A 19,697-nucleotide genomic window follows, 5' to 3' on the forward strand; every position below is an offset into this window, starting at 1 on the left:
ATTCCATACTTAACAGGAAAATTTTCATGCCCCGTTATGATGCTCCCGTCCGCGATATGAAGTTCATCCTGCAGGAGATGCTGCAGATCCAGAACTACTCAAATCTCCCGGGCTTTGAAGAAGCAACGCCAGACCTGATCAACGCCATTCTGGAAGAGGGTGGCAAGTTTGCCAAAGAGGTTCTGTTTCCCCTGAACGCTGTGGGCGACCAGCAGGGCTGCAAGCGCAATGACGATGCCAGCGTGAAGACGCCTGACGGCTTTCCGGACGCGTACCGCCAGCTGGTGGAAGGTGGCTGGCCGCTGCTGTCCACCACGCCGGAAATGGGCGGGCAGGGCCTGCCGCACGTTGTGAACATTGCGTGGACCGAGATGGTGTCCTCTTCGAACATGGCTTTTGGCATGTATCCGGGCCTCACCCATGGCGCGTTTCAGGCGCTTATGGCCGGCGGCTCTGATGAGCTGAAGCAGAAATATGGGCCCAAGATGGCATCTGCCGAATGGGCCGGTACGATGAATTTGACTGAGCCGCAATGCGGGACGGATCTTGGTCTGATCAAGACTAAGGCGGTGCCCCAACCTGACGGCTCCTACAAGCTGACCGGCCAGAAGATCTGGATTTCCGGCGGTGAGCAGGATCTGACCGAGAATATTATCCACCTGGTCTTGGCGCGCATCGAAGGTGCCCCGGAAGGCATCAAGGGCATCTCCCTGTTCCTCGTTCCGAAATACATGGTCGGCGAAGACGGTTCACTGGGTGAGCGTAATGCGTGCTCCTGTGGCGGCCTGGAAGAGAAGATGGGCATTCATGGTAATGCCACCTGTGTCATGAATTATGATGGCGCGACGGGTTGGCTCGTCGGCGAAGAGCATAAAGGCATGCGCACCATGTTCGTCATGATGAACGAAGCGCGCCTCGGCGTTGGCCTGCAGGGCCTGGCGCAAGCCTCAATCGCCTATCAGAATGCCGTAGACTTTGCGAAAGATCGCCTTCAGGGCCGCTCGCTGACCGGCGCGAAAGAGCCGGAGAAGGCTGCCGACCCTATCATTGTGCACCCGGATGTGCGCCGTATGTTGATGGACCAGAAGGCCTTTATTGAAGGCGCGCGCGCCTTTGCCTACTGGACCGCATTCCAGGGTGATCTGCAGCACAAATCTCCGGACGAGAAAGTGCGTGAGAAAGCGGGCGACTATATGGCCCTGCTGACGCCTGTCGTGAAGGCCTATCTCACCCACAAGGGCTTTGAAACGGCCAATCAGGGGCTGCAGCTGCATGGTGGGTCTGGCTTCACCCGCGAGTGGGGTCTGGAGCAGATTGTTCGCGATTGCCGGATCACGCTGATCTATGAAGGCACGAATGGTATTCAGGCGCTGGACCTGGTGGGGCGCAAACTTGCCGCGAATGGCGGCCGTGCGGTCTTCAGCTTCTTTGCCGAGCTGGATGATTTTGCCAGCGACATCGAGGGCAATGAAGAGCTGAAGCAGTTTGCGGAGGGGCTTGCAGAGGTGAAAGGCCAGCTGCAGGAAGCCACAACCTGGCTGATGCAGAACGGTATGACGGACTTCAACAATGCCGGCGCGTCCAGCCACGATTATCTGCATCTCTTCGGCATTACGGCGCTGGCCTATATGTGGGCCCGCATGGCCAAGGTTGCCGTGGAGCAGAAAAGTTCCGGCGATCCATATTATGAAGAAAAGCTGGCCACCGGCCGCTATTTCCTTGACCGGATGCTTCCGGATGCTGCCGCGCACCTAGCCAAGGTGAAGACCGGCGCAGGCTCCATGATGGCTCTGCCGGCAGAGGTTTTCTGATAAACGTCCAAGCTGAGTGGCGGGTGAGGCGACCAGCTCATCCGTCACCCCACAAAAATTTCATGTCATTCCAGCCGTTTTGACGCAACGGGAGGGCTGGGAAAAGACTGGACCAGCCGCTACATCTTTACGTGAACGTAAGCGGCAAGCTTGAGCCGGATAAAATACTGGAGGAAAATATGTACGAGAGCCCATTGGATGTCCCGAAGCCAGCTTGGCGTCAGGAAGAGGAACTCGACATATTCTCCGATGCGGTAGGCCAGTTCTTCGAGAAAGAATGTGTGCCGCATGTCCAGCAATGGCGCAAGGATGGCAAGGTGCCGCTCGAAATCTGGAAGAAGGCTGGCGAGATAGGCCTGCTGGGGGCATCCGTACCGGAAGAATATGGCGGTGCGGGCGGTGATTTCCGTCATGAGGCGATCATCATTGAGCAGCAGCAATGGAAAGGTGTCGATGGCTTCGGCATCACGCTGCACAACGCCATTATCGCGCCCTACATCACCGCCTATGGCACGGAAGAGCAGAAACGCCGCTGGCTGCCGGGCATCTGCACCGGGGAGATCGTCACCGCCATTGCAATGACCGAGCCGGGCGCAGGCTCTGACCTTCAAGGTATGAAGACGACGGCCAAGCGCGATGGCGATGAATATGTCATCAATGGCTCGAAGACCTTCATTTCAAATGGCCAGTCCGCCAATCTGATCCTGCTCTGCGTGAAGACCGATCCGACCCAGGGTGCCAAGGGCATTTCCATTATCGGCGTTGAAACGGATAAGGTGAAAGGTTTTCGCCGTGGCCGGAACCTAGAAAAAGTTGGCCAGCATGCGGCCGATACGTCCGAGCTGTTCTTTGACGATGTCCACGTGCCGGCCTCCAACCTCCTGGGCGAAGTGGAAGGCAAAGGCTTTATCCAGCTGATGCAGAAACTGCCTCAGGAACGTCACATCATTGGCCTTCAGGGCGTTGGTATGATCGAGCGCGCAATCCACGAAACCGTGGAATATGTGAAGGGCCGCAAGGCCTTTGGTGGCACGATTTTCGACTTCCAGAACACTCAGTTCACGCTGGCCGAATGCAAGACCGAGGCGACCGTTGCCAAAGTATTTGCTGATCACTGCACGGATCTTCTGCTGAAAGAACAGCTGGATGCAGCGACGGCGTCCATGTCGAAATACTGGATCTCTGACCTGCAGTGCAAGATCATAGACGAGTGCCTGCAGCTGCATGGAGGCTTCGGCTATATGGACGAGTATCCGATTGCCCAGATGTATGCCGACGCCCGCGTCCAGCGCATCTATGGTGGTGCGAATGAAGTGATGAAAATGCTGATCGCGAGGACGCTATAAGTTCCGATGCCTGATAAAGACCTCATCCGCGATGTCTTTCCTGCGCCAAGCCCCAGCTCGACGTCTCTTGGCTTTGAGCTTCTGGCCCTGGACATGAAGGAATTGACGACGCGGGTGCGATTTGAAGGGCGGCCGGAATTTTGTAATCCCGCAGGCGTGATCCAGGGCGGCTATCTTGTGGCCATGATGGATGATACAATTGGCATGCTGGCCGGAATGAAGGCTGGCAAGAGCAAGCTGCCCTCGACGGTAGATCTGCACACGCACTTCCTGCGTCCGGTTCGCAAGGGCCAGATTGAAGTTGTTGCGCGCCTCAGAAATGTTGGCCGCGCCATGCTGTTTGCCGAAGCAGAGCTTTATGATTCCCGCGGCAAGGAAGCGGCCCGCTCTTCCGCGAGTTTGACACTGAACCCGGTACTTAAGCCGACCTAATGATTACCAGTTCTAGAAGGAGCCTCTCCAATGACTGAAGCATATATCTACGACGCGGTGCGCACGCCCCGCGGCAAGGGAAAGTCCTCCGGCGCGTTGCACGAAATCACCTCGCTGAGCCTCGCCACGCAGGTTCTGCAGGCGATACGTGATCGGAACGAGTTGGACACGTCCAAGGTGGACGATGTCGTGCTTGGCTGCGTCAGCCCGGTGGGCGAGCAGGGTGCAGACATTGCACGCGTTGCTGTCCTAAATGCCGAATACGCAGAAACCACGGCCGGTGTGCAGGTGGACCGCTTCTGCGCGTCCGGTCTGGAGGCCTGCAACATGGCCGCTTCCAAGGTGATGACTGGCGAAGCCGACATGGCCATTGGCGGCGGTGTCGAAAGCATGAGCCGCGTACCGATGGGCGCATCCGGCGGTGCCTGGTCTTCTGACCCGCAAGTCGCACTCAAAACCTATTTCGCCCCTCAGGGCATCGGTGCCGACACGATTGCCACCAAATATGGTTTCTCCCGTGACGATGTGGATGCTTTCGCTGTCGAAAGTCAGAAGCGCGCCGCCACGGCCTGGAAAGAAGGTCGCTTTGCAAAGTCCATTGTTCCGGTCAAGGATCAGATGGGCGGCATCCGCCTCGACCATGATGAACATATGCGCCCAGATGCCGATATGCAGTCTCTGGCTGGCCTGAACCCGTCTTTCGCCGGCATGGGTGCGATGGGCTTCGATGAAGTTATCAAGCAGCGCTATCCGGAACTCGAAAAGATCAACCATGTGCACCATGCTGGTAACTCGTCCGGCATCGTGGATGGCGCATCTGCCGTGCTGTTCGGCTCAAAGGAAATGGGTGAAGCCTTTGGACTCAAACCACGTGCACGCATCAAGGCGATGGCTTCCATTGGCTCCGAACCTGGCATCATGCTGACGGGCCCGACCTATGTGTCGCAGAAGGTTTTGAAGAAAGCCGGCATGAACCCGGAAGATATAGACTTGTATGAGCTGAACGAGGCCTTTGCGTCGGTTGTCCTGCTCATGATGCAGAACCTCAACATTCCGCACGACAAGATGAATGTGAATGGTGGCGCAATTGCCATGGGGCACCCACTGGGCGCGACCGGAGGCATGATCCTCGGTACCATGGTCGACGAGCTGGAGCGGGCCGACAAGGAAACCGCGCTGATCACGCTCTGTGTCGGTGCTGGCATGGGCACGGCCACGATCATCGAACGCGTTTAATCAAATACAGACGAACGGAATATACGATATGAAACTCGAAACATTCGGTTGGGACGTCGATGGTGACGGCATTGCGCACGCAGTCTTTGACGTGCCGGGCCGCAGCATGAACACGCTGACGGCGAAAGCTGTCGCAGACATCATCGCGATCTCTCAGGAAGTTGCTTCCAATGACGCCATCAAGGGCCTCGTCATCTCCTCCGGAAAGCCAAGCGGCTTCTGCGCAGGGGCTGATCTGGGGGAAATGAATGAGCGGTCTGGTGGCGGCAAGAAGGAAGACCTCTCCGAAGCCGAACTGAAAAAGAAACAGTTCGACCAAGGCTTCTCCCTTAACAAGACGCTCCGTGAACTGGAAACCTGCGGCAAGCCTGTGGCCATCGCGCTGAACGGTCTGGCGCTTGGCGGCGGTCTCGAAGTGGCGCTCGCCTGTCATTACCGCGTGGCAGCGAACGACAATCCGAAGCTGCAATTCGGTCTGCCGGAAGCCAAGATCGGCCTTCTGCCGGGCGCTGGCGGGACGCAGCGCCTGCCGCGCCTGGTTGGCGTGCAGGCGGCTTTACCGCTAATCCTGCAGGGCGAAAGCTTCAATGCAGAGAAAGCGTTCTCCATGGGCGTGGTGCAAGAGCTCGCGCCGTCTTCCGAGACGGTCGACAAGGCCAAGGCATGGGTCAAGGCGAACCCGACAGCGAAAGCGCCGTGGGATGTAAAAGGCTTCAAGGTTCCTGGCGGCGTGCCGCACAGAAGCCCTGGGGCCGGTCAGGTCCAGACCATGGCGAATGCCATGCTGGCTGCCAAGACCTATGGCAACTATCCGGCCCAGAAGAACATTCTTTCCTGTGTTTATGAAGGAATCCAGGTGCCGATCGATGCCGCTCTGCGTATCGAGACACGTTACTTTATCAACACCCAGCAGCGCCCTGAAGCGAAAGCAATGATTCGCTCTCTCTTCCTGTCGATGCAGGAATTGTCCAAGGGCGGCAACCGTCCGGCAGGTTATCCGAAGACGGAGTTCAAGAAGATTGCCGTCATCGGGGCGGGTCTCATGGGCGCAGGCATTGCCTATGTCCAGGCAAAGGCCGGTATCCCGACAGTTCTGGTCGATGTCTCCAAGGAAAACGCCGAGAAGGGCAAGGATTACTCCCGCCGTCTCGTGGAGAAGGACGTTTCCCGAGGCAAGTCCACTCAGGAGAAAGGCGACAAGCTGCTCGACCTGATCACGACCACGGACAATTATGACGATGTCAAAGGCGCTGACCTGGTCATCGAAGCGGTGTTCGAGAATGAAGAGCTGAAGGCCAAGATCACAGGCATGGCCGAGGCTGTTCTGGACGAGACCGCGGTGTTCGGCTCCAACACTTCAACGCTGCCGATCACAGGTCTGGCGAAAGCCTCCAAGCGCCCTGAGAATTTCATCGGCATCCACTTCTTCTCACCGGTTGAGCGGATGGGTCTGGTGGAGATCATCAGTGGTGAGAAGACCAGCGAAGAGACACTTGCCAAGGCGGTCGACTATGTGCTGGCCATTCGCAAGACGCCGATTGCTGTCAATGATAGCCGCGGCTTCTACACGTCCCGCTGTTTCGGCACTTATACCCGCGAAGGTATGGAAATGCTGGCGGAAGGTATCAAGCCGGCCATCATCGAGAATGTCGGGCGTCAGTCCGGCATGCCGATGGGCCCCCTGGAAGTGTCTGACTCGGTCGGTCTCGATACGGCCCTGAAAGTGACGCGCGCAACCGCTGAAGCGGCAGGCATCGATCTGCAGACAGATGATCGTACGCAGTTCCTGGCCTGGCTGGTCGAAGACCAGGGGCGCGTTGGCCGCAAGGCCGGCAAAGGCTTCTACGACTATAATGAGAAGGGTCGTCCGGACCAGCTCTGGCCCGACCTGAACACCCGCCTCGAAGTGAAAGTGGACGAATGCCCGCCGGAACTGAAGCAGGAGTTGAAGAACCGCTTCCTCGTACGTCAGGCAATCGAAGTGGCTCGCTGCTTTGACGAAGGCGTCATAACGGATGCGCGCGACGCAGACATCGGCTCCATCCTGGCTTGGGGCTTCGCGCCGTACACGGGTGGCTGTTGTTCCTATGTGGATCTCATTTGGGGCATCAAGGAGTTCGTGGCCGAAGCAGATCGTCTGGCCAAGAAGTATGGTGAACGGTTTGAGCCGCCAGCCCTGCTGCGCGACATGGCCGAAAAAGGCGAAGGCTTCTACGATCGCTTCCCGCCTGCTGGTAAGGCTGAGAAAGTAGCTGCGTAAGCTTCTTTAGGCGAGTTCTTCGCGAGTATTTTCCCGCAATAGAGAAGGCTGTCGCAAATATTGGGTGACAGCCTTCTTTTTTATATTGACTTTAGAAACTGTAGATAGAATTACATTTCTACGATCAGATGGGTCGTGGGGAATAACTGGGAGAATTCCATGAAGCTATTCGTAGTGCTGGGCGCAGCCCTGAGCCTTGGTGCGTGCGCGACTGTCACGAAGGGAACGGATGATACTGTCTCATTTGAATCAACGCCTGCGGGGGCGACCGTGACGTTCAACGAGGTGAGCGGACGTATCAATCAACCAGGATGTACAACTCCGTGCACAATGGAATTGAACCGGAAATACACATACTCGGTTGAGATAGCGAAGGAAGGTTATGAAACCTGGGTGCAGTTGTTGGAGCCGAAACTGTCTGGCGACGGAACTGCAGGCATGGCCGGGAATATTCTTCTGGGTGGTGTTATCGGTGCGGCCGTAGATGCGTCTACAGGTGCGATGAATGATCTCAAGCCAAACCCGATGGTGGCAACGCTTGTCCCGGCTGGTGATGCGGAAGTCAAACCGGCAACTAAAGAGGTCGTTGAAACTGTTACTGAAGAAATTGAAACAGGTTCCTGATATCAGCCAACAGACTAGTATATAGAAAAAGGCCGGAGCAAAATTGCTCCGGCCTTTTTTGTTTTACCTTGTAGAGAGGAGGCACTAGTCGCGCTTGGCGCGGGCCCACCAGCCGGTGCGTTTGGGACGCGTGTCCTTTTTCTCAGGTTCGGCGCTTTCAGCAGGTTTGGTTTCAGCAGCCTCAGCCATGACGGGCTCCGCGTCGACCGTTTCGGGTTCGGCTGCAGGCTCTGGTTCTGGCTTGGCTTCAGGTTCCGGTGCGGGAGCAGGCTCAGCCTTTTCCGCAACATGAGCTTCAGCAGGTTCGTCCGCAGGTTCAATCTTCTCAGACTCAAGCTCCGGGGCCTTGTCTTCTTTGGAAGGCATTTTCTCTGCAGCGGCCGGAGCCTCCTCCGCCTCAGCTTTGGTTGGCTTTTTGCGAGAGCGGCGGGCGCGCTTCGGTTTCTCTTCGGATGATGTCTCGTCAGACTTCGCGTCGTCCTGTGCTTCGGCCTTGGCGGCGCTCTCCTCGGCTTTCGCTTCAGCCTTTGCTGCATCCGCTTCTGCCTTGGCGGCGCGTTCAGCTTCTGCGGCCTTGGCGGCTTCAGCCTCTTCGGCGGCTTTTACTTCGCTCGCCGGAACATCGTCGAGCATTTCCGCAGCACTCGCAGACAAGCCGTCCAGATAGGCGCCGCCGTCTGTGGGGGCTTCGTCGCCTGTGTCGATGCGGTTTTCGTTGGACTTGCGCCGCCGACGGCCTCCGCGACGGCCTCGGCGGCGACGCTTGCGAGGTGAGCCATCCTCGTTCGTGTCGCTTTCCGAAGAGGTGTCCGCCTCGTCGTCATTGCTGTCATCGTCCTCGCTGTCCTCGGCGGACTGTTCGTCGCTCGTTTCGGCGCTCTCGGACTTGCGGCCACGTCCGCCACGACGGCGACGACGCTTGCGGCGACCGCCCGTGTTTTCCTCTTCCTGTTCGGAGGAGTCGGCGGTGGTGTCTTCTTCGTCCTCGTCTGCCTCGTCCTCAGTAACCTCCTGCTTGGAAGGCTTGGCGAGCGAGCGCGGGGGTTTGCGTTTTTTCGGTTTGCCGTTCGGGTCGCGCTCTGCGTCGATCACAAAGTCGCCCGGCAGCATGTCTTCGGAAGAATGGATGGAGACGGCAAAGCCGGCCATACGCTCAACTTCCACCAGCGCCTCGCGCTTATTGTTCAGCAGGTAAAGCGCGACATCTGTCGGCGCCTTCACGGAGATTGCCTTGAGGCCGCCCATGGAGGCGCGTGCCTCGATGGCCCGGATCAGTTGCAGCGCAGCAGATGGAATGGAGCGGCGGCGGCCTGTGCCATTACAGGCTTCGCACGGATCAGATGTTGCCTGCAGGACGCCCTGGCGGCGGCGCTGGCGGGAGATTTCCATCAGGCCGAACTGAGAGATGCGGCCATGCTGCACCCGCGCGCGGTCGACTTTGAGATGCTCTTTCAGCTTCTTCTCGACGGCGCGATTGTTTTTGTTCTCATCCATGTCGATGAAGTCGATCACGATGAGGCCAGCAAGATCGCGCAGGCGCATCTGGCGGCAGGCCTCTTCGGCCGCTTCCAGATTGGTGCGCAGAGCCGTCTGCTCGATGTTGCGTTCGCGGGTGGATTTACCGGAATTCACGTCAATTGCGACAAGCGCTTCGGTCTGGTTGATTACCAGATAGCCGCCGGATTTCAGCTGAACGACCGGGGAGTAGATGGAATCGAGCTGCTGCTCGACCGCCTCGGCGACGAAGATCGGGTCTTCATCCTTCCAGTGCTGAACTTTCTTGGCCTGGCTGGGCATAATCAGCTTGGCCAGATCCTTGGCCTCGCGATAGGCGTCCTCGCCCTGCACAAGGACTTCCTCGATTTCCTTATCGAACATGTCCCGCATCGCGCGGTGGACCAGCCCGCCTTCGGCATTGATCAGCATCGGGGCTTCTGAGGAGAGCGTCTTCTCTACAATGGTTTCCCAAAGTTTGGAGAGATAATCATAGTCGCGCTTGATCTCGGCTTTGGTGCGCTTTGCGCCCGCTGTCCGCACGATCAGGCCCATGCCGTCCGGCACATCCAGTTCGGCAACGATGGATTTCAGGCGGCGGCGGTCAGCGCCATTCACGATCTTGCGGGAGATGCCCCCGCCACGTGGCGTGTTCGGCATCAGCACGGAATAGCGGCCAGCCAGTGAGAGATAGGTGGTCAGGGCGGCGCCCTTGTTGCCGCGCTCTTCCTTCACGACCTGCACCAGCATCACCTGACGGCGGCGGATGACTTCCTGGATTTTGTAGCGCTTGGAGATGGAGGTGCGGCTGGATTTTTTTGGCTTGCGGGCCTTTTCAGACTTGGCCTCTCCATTGCTTTCGGAGTCATCCTCTTCCTCGTCATCACTATCGGACTCGTCCGAAGCGGAAGACTCATCTGCCTCATCATCGCCATTCTCGGAGGTGTCATCATCATCTTCGTCATCGTCTTCGATGGCGGCAGCGGCTTCCTCGGCAGCTTCACGGAGCAGGGCTTCGCGGTCTTCGGCAGGAAGCTGGTAGTAATCCGGGTGGATCTCGCTGAAGGCCAGGAAGCCATGGCGATTGCCGCCATACTCAACGAAAGCTGCCTGCAGGGACGGCTCAACGCGCGTCACCTTTGCCAGGTAAATGTTTCCGCGGAGTTGTTCGCTACCAGTTGTCTCGAAGTCGAAGTCGTCGACCTGACCATTGTTGACGATCGCCACACGGGTCTCTTCCGGGTGGGCGGCGTCGATTAGCATGAGTTTGCTCATGTATGAGAACCTTTTGAGCCGGCAGGGCGGCATAGGGTGCCTTTGGGCACCTCAAGCCAGCCTCAGGGCCGGTCTGTAAATTTAAGGGGAGGGTGGTGTCATACCGTCCCGACTGCAGCAATGGCAGCACAGGTTCGTTGGTTTTGACTACGGCACCCATATACATCTTCTTTGCTTTCCGGAGCGCGGCGCCCGCTTGCCTTTTCGGTGAAGCCAGGATCGCTGTCGCGACTATGGGAAACTTGTTTGGTAGGCCAATCTGTCGGCTACCATCTGATACTGCCCAATTTTGTGCCTCAAGAAAAGACCAAAATGCGAGCAGTAACAGCTGTATTACGTTTCCTGTAGTCAATGCTGGGTTAATATTCGGTCTGTTAGGGAGAGTCACTCTAATCCGGTTTGAGTGATCGCCTGATGCCCTGTTTGCGTTTGATTTTCCTTTCTATTGCCTGTCTCTGCATAGCATTGTCCGCCTCTGCAGAGGTGCGCCGGGTGCAGGTTGTGGGCAATGGAGAGCCCACACGGATAACGATCTGGAGCGATACAGCCCAGGATGCCCGCGCTTTCCTGGCGGAATCCGGTGGTGCGCGCAGCCTGATCCTGCCCCTGAATGACGTCGTTGCCCCCCGCTCCGGGGATGGCATGGGCGGTGTGGAAACCTGGGCGTTGTCCAATGACACGCTCAGCTTTGCCCTCGATAAGCCGTTGATGGTGGCGCGCGTACTCAGCCTGCCGCCCGCGGGAAATGAGCCTCTTCACCGTGTAATTATTGACTTGCAGACTGTTTCAGCCGCGCGCTTCAGCAGTGTCGCCAAGCGTGACATGCGCAAGCTGGGCGCCTTTCGGGCCGAGGAGCAGAAGGCGGCCATGAACCGCGAAATGGCCTCGCTTCGTCCGGATGAGCCGGTTGTTTCTTCACGGCGCGCTTCAGGCCAGAAATATGTCGTTGTGATTGATGCAGGGCATGGTGGTAAGGATCCGGGGTCACTGCCCATTACGGGTGGCACGGAGAAGGATATCACCCTGCGTGCGGCGCTGGCGCTGAAGAAGCACTTGGAAGTGGACCCGCGCTATTCCGTGCGTCTGACGCGCGACACGGATATCTATATCGAGCATGAAGACCGGGTGACCATGGCACGCAATTGGGGCGCTGACCTGTTCATTTCCCTTCACGCGGACGCGGCCAGATCCTCCGAAACGGCTGGCGCTTCGGTCTACACGATCTCTGCCAATGGCGAGCGCCGGATCGACAAGGAAGCCAACAAGAACAATTGGCGCATCCCGATTGAGGATGGTGCGCCTAAACAGCTGAGTGGTATTCTGGAAGATCTCGTGAAACGGGAAACAAAGACCCGCTCAGCCGAGTTTGCCGAGATGCTCTTGCCGGAGCTGAAAAAGTCCGGACCTGTCCTGCGCAATACACACCGCAATGCCGGATTCTATGTCCTGCTTGCGCCGGACGTACCGGCTGTGCTGCTGGAAATGGGCTTTGTGACCAATCGTGAAGACGCCAAGCGCCTGCAATCCGACAAGGCCATGAACAAGGCCATGGGGGCGGTCAAGCGCGGCATCGACCGGTTTTTTGACAAGCAGGACGTCCTGCTGGCAGGGCAGGGATGAGCCCTTTGAATTCCCTTGCCGTAGCACTCTGTTGCTGAGAAGCTGGACCTGATGATGTCACTACGTCTCCTGATTTTGCCAGCCTGTCTGGCGCTGGCGAGTTCCTGCGTGAGCACTCCGGAGAGTTTGGGCGTACTGGACCGGAATCTGATCCAGTCAGGCAGACCCGATAACGCAAAGGCCTATAGTGACTTCCTGATTGCCCGCTATGCGGCGATGACGAATGACCCGCAAATCGCGGCAGCGCATTATGCGGCCGCCATTGATAGCGCACCGGAAAAGTCCGGCATTGCAGATCGGGCGCTGTTCGCGGCCTTGCTGTCCGGCAATTATGATGAGGGCGTGAAGCTGGCGCGACGGGCCGAAGGGCTCGGCAGTGATGCAGCGCTTGTTCGGCTGACCCTTGGCGTGGATGCCCTGCGCAGAGGCAAGGATTCTGCCGCGCAGGAAATGCTGGACGAAACCCGATTTGGGCCCTTCAATCGCGTGGTCGCACGCGGGCTTTCCGCCTGGCGCGTCGTGGATACGAAAGGCTCAGCTGCGGCGGTCCGGTATCTGAATGAAGGCCTGACGGGCGATCCGCGGCTGGACAGCGCAACGCTCTATATGATGGGGCTGGTGCAATTGTCGGCCGGACAGGATGATGCTGCGCTCTCGACCTTTGAAACCTTGTGGCAGTCCGGCGCCCGGCTGGCGGTTGGTGTCGAGGCGCATGCCCGCCTGCTGGCCAACCGCGGGCAGAGGGCAGAAGCGCTTGGTCTGCTCAGCGCGTTTCGCTCTGAAGTTGGCACGAATGCCTCGCTCGACTGGCTGCGCGCCGCTATTGAAGCAGGCGATAAAATCAAGGTCAGGCGGCTGAAGCCGTCGCAAGGGGCTGCGCTGGCTGTATACATTCCGGCGGCGGCGTTGATGACGCAGACCGAAGATGATGTCTCGGCGGTCTATTTCGTACTAGCCTTGGCGCTCGACCCTGATCTGCATGTCGCTCGTTCCCTCTGGGGGCAAACGCTGGACAATGCAGGGCGGCATGAAGAGGCGATTGCTGTGCTGGCCAGTGTGCCGGAGAATTCGGCTTTTTATGCCACATCACGTGGCCAGATTGCGTGGGCCCTGCGCCATAGCGGGCGTAACCAAGCAGCCCTGTCAGTGGCTGCCGAAGCCCTGAAGCATCAGCCTGACCGTGCCTTGAAAGTGCAGCTGGCAGATCTTTACCGCTCGCTTGACCGCTATGGTGAGGCTGACACCATTCTAACGCAGATAATTGATGAGGATGCGGAGGCTGACCGGCAGGACTGGCGCCTTCTGTTTGCGCGCGGCCTTGCGCGGGAAAAGATGGGCCGCTGGCCGGCAGCTGAAATGGATATGGTGGAGGCCCTCGCGCTCAATCCCGATGATGCTGCCTTGTTGAACTCGCTGGGCTATTCCTATGTCGATCGGGGCAAAAATCTCGATGCCGCAATCGACATGATCCGCAAGGCGGCAAAAATCGAGCCTGAGTCCGGTTTTATTCTCGATAGCCTCGGCTGGGCTCATTACCGCTTGGGGCGCTATGGAATGGCTGTGCGCTATTTGGAGCGTGCTGTCGAGATGGAGCCCGGGGATGCCGTACTGAACGACCATCTCGGCGATGCTTATTGGCAGACAGGTCGTAAGCTGGAAGCGCGATTCCAGTGGCAGCGCTCGCTGCGCCTGAACCCATCAATTGCAGATCGGGAACGGATCGAAGTGAAACTGGTCAGCGGCCCGGGCACGTCATCCGTAAAGCACGCAGAATCGGACAGCAATGGCTTGCCGATTCCGCAACAGCCATAGGGCGGCCCTCCGGATATGCTGACATCCCGTGCGCCAGCCAAGGTGAACCTTTACCTGCATGTGGGTCCCATTAAGCCGAATGGGCGACATCCGCTTGACTCGCTGGTTGTTTTCGCTGGCCCGGAGGCGGCTGACCTTGTGACGGCGGAGGCCGCTGAAGACCTAACTCTCAGCGTGTCCGGCCCGCGCGGCGAGGAGCTGGAGGCCGATGCCAGCAATCTGGTTCTTTGGGCCGCCGAAACCCTGAATGCCGCTGCTGGCACGCAACATGGCGCGCGCCTGCATCTTGAGAAGCATTTGCCGGTTGCTGCAGGAATTGGTGGCGGCTCAGCAGACGCTGGCGCCGCGCTACGTCTTCTGACGGAGCTGTGGGAAGCTGATGCGGCGCTGGCGCAGGAAATCGCGCCGCGGCTCGGCGGGGATGTGCCGGTTGCACTGATCGGCTGCACCGCGTTGATGCAAGGAGAAGGCGAACGGGTCAGCCCTGTCAGTGGCTTGCCGAAACTGCCCGCCATCCTGGTCAATCCGGGGCTGGATTGTCCAACCGGGCCGATCTTCCGGGCCTATGATGAAGCAGGGGGCGGCGATGGCTTTCGCGAGGTTTCCGCCCTGCCAGAGTTTGTGGATGCGCCAGCACTGATCGACTGGCTACGGGACCAACGGAATGACCTTCAGGCACCGGCTATTTCGAATGTACCTGCCATTGCGACTGTTCTGGAAACGCTCTCCGGCCTTGAAGGCGCGCGTCTTGTGCGGATGAGCGGTTCGGGCGCAACATGTTTTGCCCTGTTTGAGACACAGGGTGCCGCCACGGCTGCCGAAGTCGTAATGTGTCAGGCGCGGCCGGATTGGTGGGTACGTGCGACCATACTGGGAGATGCGCGATGAACTATCCGCTCGTCCTGTTTGCCGGGGGCTCAGTCGTCTCCTTCCTGCTGTGCGGGCTGGTAAAATATCTGCCTCTGCTGGATGCGCCAGATGGCGGGCGCAAGCAGCAGGCTGCGCCTGTCCCGCGTACGGGTGGGCTGGGTATCCTGCTGACGGTTTGCATCATTGTCGCCATTGGTGCGGCGGTCCACGGTCTTTTTCGCGAGGACGGCTCGTCATTCTGGAGAGTGGCTGGGGCCGTCGCGCTGGTGATCACGCCTTTTCTGATCGGATTTGCAGATGACTGGTTTGGCTTGCGCGCTCTGACCAAGCTTGGCCTGCTACTGGTATGGGCTATCGCGGCTGCATCGCCATTTTTTCTATCCGGAACGTTCATGGGAGGTGTGACCGGCATTCTGGCTATCGGTTGGCTCATTGTAATCACAAACGCTACGAACTTCATGGATGGATCAAACGGGCTTGCGATTGGGTCTTCCGGCCTCATGGTGCTTGGCTTGTTCCCTCTGTTTGCGGTGTCGATGATGTGTTGGGTCGCATGTCGGCCAGATCATGTGGGCGGCCTCGCCTTGCTGACGCAATTTGCTTTCTTTGGCGCGGTTGTGGGTTTCCTGTTCTGGAACATGCAGGGGGTGCTCTATGCCGGGGATTGCGGATCCCTCGGTGCGGGTGGCCTGTTCGGTTTGATGGGACTCTATCTCGTCTCTGCCAGCATGGAGGGGCTGCGCGCGGCGCTGTTCTCCCTCACGCTATGCCTGCCATTTCTGGTCGATGTGCTTTTGACTTTGGCATGGCGGAGCCTGAAGCGGCGAAACCTGCTCGTGGCCCATACAGATCACGCTTATCAGCGTCTCCGGGCCAAAGGGTGGGGCCATGTCAAAGCGGCGCTCGTCTGGTGGGGCATGACGGTGGTCTGCATGGTTGCAGCGACCTTTACACTGTTCTTCGAGATGCAGGTGAGAGGGGGGGGGCAGGCCGCTTATGTCCCATTGCTGCAGGCAGGCGTTTTGGCGGGTCTGACAGGGCTTGGTCTAGGGCTTTGGCTATGGGAGCGATCCCGGCCGATCAGTAAGCGCGGCTGACGCAGAAATCTGCGAGATCTTCCAGTGCTTCGCGATAGGGCGTATCCGGCAGGGTGCGCAGCGCGCTTTTCGCCAGACCGGCATAGGCTTCCGCCTCTTGAACCGTGGCCTCGGCTGCACCGGTTGCGCGGATCAGGTGAACGGCATGGGCCAGATCTGATTCTTCCTGCGTATCCGGGTTCATGGCCTTTTCCCAGAACTCCCGGTCTTCATCAGAGCCCCGGCGCTTGGCGATGATCACAGGCAAGGTGATTTTACACTCGCGGAAGTCATCGCCGACGGATTTGCCGATCACAGACGTCGTGCCACCATAATCCAGCACATCATCAATGATCTGGAAGGCCAGCCCGAGATTCTTGCCATAGGTCGCCAGCGCATGAGCGTACTGGTCTCCAACGGCAGACATCGCGCCTGTTTCAGCCGCCGCTTCAAACAGGGCGCCCGTCTTGGCTTCTACAATGGCCAGGTAATCTTCAGTCGGCAGCTCGCCAGACTGCATGGCGGCCAGCTGGCGGACTTCGCCTTCGGCAATAATGGTAGACGCCGTGGCCAGCCGGTTCAGAATGTCCAGACTGTTGGCTTCGACCAGCAAATTGAAGGCGCGGGCGAACAGGAAGTCCCCCACCAGGATGGAGGCCTTGTTGCCCCAGATGGCTTTTGCGGCGGGCTTGCCGCGTCGCAGGTCGCTTTCGTCGACGACATCATCATGCAGCAGGGTGGCCGTGTGGATGAACTCTACAGCGGCGGCCAGAGCATGGGTTGCCGAGTTGGCCTTGCCCACGGCGTGGGCAGCAATCAGCGTGATCAGCGGGCGCAGCCTCTTGCCGCCTGCAGAGACGATATAGCCGGACAGGTCAGGAATGATGGCGACAGGGCTGGCGGCCCGTTGAGCCAGCAGTGCCTCGACTGCCGCAAGGTCTTCGGACACCAGCGTTTGCATCCGCTCCACAATGGAACCGATGGCCGCTTTGCCTTTTGGCTTGGGCGAAAGGGTCACGTTTTGAAGGCTCCTGTCCTATATGCAGTGCTTCCGGAAATATACTTAGGCGCGATGGGCTTCAAGCTCGACGTGGCAGCGGGCCGCAGGTTGACCTATATCTGTTATGGTACGGCAGCCTTGCCTATGCGACAGTTACAGCAAATGAGCCTTGGGAGAGAAACGCATGAGAATTCTGATTGGACTGTCCGCCGCCTTGCTTCTGGCAGCATGTACAACAACCACGCCCTATGGCCCGGCAGCCAAGGCCGGTGCGGATGGATACACAACCCAACAGATTGAGACGAACCGCTTCCAGATCGCCTATACTGATAGTGATCCACGTCGCGCGCGTGACTATGCGCTGCTACGCGCGGCTGAACTGACATTGCTGGAAGGCGGGGACTGGTTCGAAGTTGTCAGCGGCTATACCGATGTGGCGCAGGAGCCGCGCAGCCGGTCCTCCGTATCGATTGGCGGCGGCACGGGATCCTATGGTCGCAGCAGTAGTGTCGGTGTGGGCGTCGGGATCGGCCTTCCGCTTGGCGGCAGTACGGGAGGTACGGTTACGGAAGTGCTGGAAATCGTAACAGGCACAGGCGAAAAGCCGGATAACCCGAATGCCTATGATGCCCGTTCTGTCGAGATCAATCTGCGAAGTGCGATGCAATAATGGAAGAAGTTTTCCGGACCAATGACATGGTCAAGCTGAGCTATATCGAGCATCTGCTACAGGAAGCCGGTATCCGCTATTTCATTGCGGATCAGCACATTTCCGCTGTGGAGGGTAATATTGGCGCTTTTCCCCGTCGCGTAATGGTACCGGAAGAGCTGAAGGCTCAGGCTGAGGCTGCCCTCGCAGAGGTAGAGCGCGGCTAGTGCGCGGCATTACAGAGGATACTGTCTATCAGGGGCGGGTGAAACTGTTCCAGCCGGAGAAGGGGTTCCGGGCAGGGACAGATTCGTTGATGCTGGCGGCTGCGCTGCCGGAAAAACCGCAAGGCCACGCCCTTGAGGTTGGCTGCGGATGCGGCGGCGCGCTGATGACGGCAGCCTTCCGTTTGCCGGGTGTCACATTCACCGGGATTGATATTGATGATGGCATGTCTTCTCTGGCCAGGCAGGCGGCTGATGCCAACAATTTCACAGACCGCGTAAGCGTCGAGACGAGCGATGCTGGCCTCTGGGTGCGTGGCAAGGAAAACCGGTTTGATCTCGTCTTCTCCAATCCCCCTTATTTCCAGCCGGGACGCATTACCGCGCCGGGCGAAGGCAAGCAGGTCGCCTATCTGGAATCCCTCAGCCTGGAGAGCTGGATCAAGGCGATGGCCTTTGCCGCCAGGCCGCGTGCCCCGTTGGTCATAATCCACCGCGCGGCTGAACTAGCGCGTATCCTGTCCGTCTTTGAGCGTCAGACCGGCGATATTACGGTTCTGCCCATCGCGTCAAAGCAGCGTGAGGAGGCCCGGCGTGTTCTGGTGCGGGGGCGAAAGGGCCTGAAGCGCGGGCCGGTCAGGCTGCTGGCGCCGTTGGTGACGCATCAGGAAGACGGCACATCCAGTGCGGCTCTGGAGGCCATTCGGCGCGGCCTGCCGATCGCCTGGTAGCGAATTATCTTGGGCCCTCGGCGATCCGGGCGTATCGTGCGGCATGTGAGCGTAGGGCGCTTGTAAAGGAGGTGGCCATGTTCGGCCTCTTGTTCTGGGCCTTTCTGATCTTCGGCGTCATTGTCGCCGCCCTTGGCCATGCCGGTTTTTATCGGGCGGTGACGGGGCGGGGCAGCGGATCGAATGATAACGAGGAATCCCGCGGCATGTTCTGATCGCATTGCCGCGCTTGCGTCACTCCGCGGCCAGCTGTAACCCCGCACGGAACCATATTTCCGGATCAGAGCCATGACTGCACCCGAAGCGAAATCCAAACCGAAATCCTTTCAGGACATTATTCTGAGGCTGCAGAATTACTGGGCCGCACAGGGCTGCGCGATCCTGCAGCCCTATGACATGGAAGTCGGCGCCGGTACGCTTCACCCGGCAACTGTGCTGCGTGCGCTGGGGCCCAAGGAATGGCGCGCCGCCTATGTGCAGCCCTCCCGCCGCCCGAAGGATGCGCGCTATGGTGAAAACCCGAACCGTCTTGGCCACTATTATCAGTATCAGGTGATCCTGAAGCCGAACCCGGCGAATCTGCAAGATCTTTACCTCGAAAGCCTCTACGAGATCGGCATCGAGCCGACGGTGCACGACATCCGTTTCGTGGAAGACGATTGGGAGAACCCGACCGTCGGGGCCTGGGGCCTCGGCTGGGAAGTCTGGTGCGACGGCATGGAAGTCAGCCAGTACACCTATTTCCAGCAGGTTGGCGGGCTGGATGTGTTCCCGGTCTCCGGCGAGCTGACCTATGGCCTCGAACGCCTCGCCATGTATGTGTTCGGCGTCGATAATGTCTACGATCTGCCATTCAACGATCCGGAAAGCGATGTGCCACTAACCTATGGCGACGTGTTCCTCGAAAACGAGAAACAGCAATCGGCCTTCAATTTCGAGCATTCCGATGTCGAAATGCTGAAGCGCTGGTTTGCCGATTGCGAGAACCAGTCCAATGCGCTGCGCGAAGCGGGAAAGCCGCTACCGGCCTATGACTACGCCCTCAAAGCGTCCCACACCTTCAACCTGATCGACGCGCGCGGCGCCATCAGCCCGACCGAGCGTCAGGCCTATATCGCCCGCGTCCGAGACCTCGCCCGCGGCGCTGCGGCCCAGTGGGCCGAACAGGAAGAGGCCCGGGCGGGCGCTTGATCCCCATATTTCACCCCATGAACCGAACACCGAATTCTCAGGCTGG

Annotated in this window: 17 protein-coding genes; 15 read left to right on the forward strand and 2 right to left on the reverse strand. The window is 58.8% G+C overall.

What is annotated here, in order from left to right:
* Positions 1–26: 26 nt before the first annotated feature.
* From HY2_RS01220 to HY2_RS16975, 6 genes are all read left to right on the forward strand, one after another.
* Positions 27–1,811 (forward strand): acyl-CoA dehydrogenase C-terminal domain-containing protein, encoded by a 1,785-nt coding sequence (locus tag HY2_RS01220; protein WP_034823896.1) that lies wholly within the window; start codon positions 27–29, stop codon positions 1,809–1,811.
* A 179-nt stretch (positions 1,812–1,990) separates the two neighbouring features.
* Positions 1,991–3,157 (forward strand): acyl-CoA dehydrogenase family protein, encoded by a 1,167-nt coding sequence (locus HY2_RS01225; protein WP_034823898.1) that lies wholly within the window; start codon positions 1,991–1,993, stop codon positions 3,155–3,157.
* 6 nt (positions 3,158–3,163) lie between these two features.
* Positions 3,164–3,589 carry a PaaI family thioesterase gene (locus HY2_RS01230; RefSeq protein ID WP_034823900.1) on the forward strand — a complete coding sequence of 142 codons (426 nt, stop codon included), beginning with the start codon at positions 3,164–3,166 and terminating at the stop codon, positions 3,587–3,589.
* A 30-nt stretch (positions 3,590–3,619) separates the two neighbouring features.
* A complete protein-coding gene (locus tag HY2_RS01235) occupies positions 3,620–4,825 on the forward strand; it encodes an acetyl-CoA C-acetyltransferase (RefSeq protein ID WP_034823902.1) in 1,206 nt (401 codons plus the stop codon).
* 28 nt (positions 4,826–4,853) lie between these two features.
* Positions 4,854–7,085 carry a 3-hydroxyacyl-CoA dehydrogenase NAD-binding domain-containing protein gene (locus tag HY2_RS01240; protein WP_034823904.1) on the forward strand — a complete coding sequence of 744 codons (2,232 nt, stop codon included), beginning with the start codon at positions 4,854–4,856 and terminating at the stop codon, positions 7,083–7,085.
* Positions 7,086–7,244: 159 nt separating this feature from the next.
* On the forward strand, positions 7,245–7,709 hold the full coding sequence (locus tag HY2_RS16975) for a PEGA domain-containing protein (protein WP_064773852.1): 465 nt from the start codon (positions 7,245–7,247) through the stop codon (positions 7,707–7,709).
* Between the two features lie 84 nt (positions 7,710–7,793).
* Here HY2_RS16975 and HY2_RS01250 read toward each other — a convergent pair whose 3' ends face one another.
* Complete coding sequence (locus HY2_RS01250) at positions 7,794–10,478, reverse strand: Rne/Rng family ribonuclease (RefSeq protein ID WP_051594593.1); 2,685 nt, start codon at positions 10,476–10,478, stop codon at positions 7,794–7,796.
* 465 nt (positions 10,479–10,943) lie between these two features.
* On the opposite strand from HY2_RS01250, the gene HY2_RS16535 reads away from it, so the two are divergent.
* Genes HY2_RS16535 through HY2_RS16540 form a run of 4 tightly spaced genes read left to right on the forward strand, consistent with a single transcriptional unit; the run spans position 10,944 to position 15,877 of the window.
* The gene (locus tag HY2_RS16535; RefSeq protein ID WP_158533978.1) at positions 10,944–12,098 is read left to right on the forward strand and encodes an N-acetylmuramoyl-L-alanine amidase family protein; all 1,155 of its coding nucleotides are present in this window, start codon (positions 10,944–10,946) and stop codon (positions 12,096–12,098) included.
* Positions 12,099–12,149: 51 nt separating this feature from the next.
* Complete coding sequence (locus HY2_RS01260) at positions 12,150–13,910, forward strand: tetratricopeptide repeat protein (protein ID WP_034823906.1); 1,761 nt, start codon at positions 12,150–12,152, stop codon at positions 13,908–13,910.
* A 15-nt stretch (positions 13,911–13,925) separates the two neighbouring features.
* Positions 13,926–14,798 carry a 4-(cytidine 5'-diphospho)-2-C-methyl-D-erythritol kinase gene (locus tag HY2_RS01265; RefSeq protein ID WP_034823908.1) on the forward strand — a complete coding sequence of 291 codons (873 nt, stop codon included), beginning with the start codon at positions 13,926–13,928 and terminating at the stop codon, positions 14,796–14,798.
* On the forward strand, positions 14,795–15,877 hold the full coding sequence (locus HY2_RS16540; RefSeq protein WP_051594595.1) for a glycosyltransferase family 4 protein: 1,083 nt from the start codon (positions 14,795–14,797) through the stop codon (positions 15,875–15,877). Before HY2_RS01265 ends, HY2_RS16540 begins: the two co-directional genes overlap by 4 nt.
* Here the strand turns inward: HY2_RS16540 and HY2_RS01275 are convergent.
* Positions 15,861–16,874, reverse strand: a complete 1,014-nt coding sequence (locus tag HY2_RS01275) for a polyprenyl synthetase family protein (RefSeq protein ID WP_034823911.1) — start codon at positions 16,872–16,874, stop codon at positions 15,861–15,863. The two genes, HY2_RS16540 and HY2_RS01275, sit on opposite strands and share 17 nt — an antisense overlap.
* 166 nt (positions 16,875–17,040) lie before the next feature.
* Between HY2_RS01275 and HY2_RS01280 the strand changes: the two genes are divergently transcribed.
* The 5 genes from HY2_RS01280 to HY2_RS01295 all read left to right on the forward strand — a co-directional run bounded on the left by HY2_RS01280 (position 17,041) and on the right by HY2_RS01295 (position 19,651).
* A complete protein-coding gene (locus HY2_RS01280; protein WP_034823913.1) occupies positions 17,041–17,526 on the forward strand; it encodes a CC0125/CC1285 family lipoprotein in 486 nt (161 codons plus the stop codon).
* The gene (locus HY2_RS01285; RefSeq protein ID WP_034823915.1) at positions 17,526–17,732 is read left to right on the forward strand and encodes a putative signal transducing protein; all 207 of its coding nucleotides are present in this window, start codon (positions 17,526–17,528) and stop codon (positions 17,730–17,732) included. The genes HY2_RS01280 and HY2_RS01285 overlap by 1 nt, the downstream gene beginning before the upstream one ends.
* A complete protein-coding gene (locus HY2_RS01290; protein ID WP_034823917.1) occupies positions 17,732–18,460 on the forward strand; it encodes a tRNA1(Val) (adenine(37)-N6)-methyltransferase in 729 nt (242 codons plus the stop codon). The genes HY2_RS01285 and HY2_RS01290 overlap by 1 nt, the downstream gene beginning before the upstream one ends.
* A 77-nt stretch (positions 18,461–18,537) precedes the next feature.
* Entirely contained in the window at positions 18,538–18,675 is a 138-nt protein-coding gene (locus HY2_RS17250; RefSeq protein WP_155836533.1) for a hypothetical protein, read from the forward strand.
* Between the two features lie 73 nt (positions 18,676–18,748).
* Positions 18,749–19,651 (forward strand): glycine--tRNA ligase subunit alpha, encoded by a 903-nt coding sequence (locus HY2_RS01295; RefSeq protein WP_034823920.1) that lies wholly within the window; start codon positions 18,749–18,751, stop codon positions 19,649–19,651.
* The last annotated feature ends 46 nt before the right edge of the window (positions 19,652–19,697 follow it).

It is taken from the genome of Hyphomonas pacifica (genome assembly GCF_000682675.1).
Taxonomy (GTDB): Bacteria; Pseudomonadota; Alphaproteobacteria; order Caulobacterales; family Hyphomonadaceae; genus Hyphomonas; species Hyphomonas pacifica.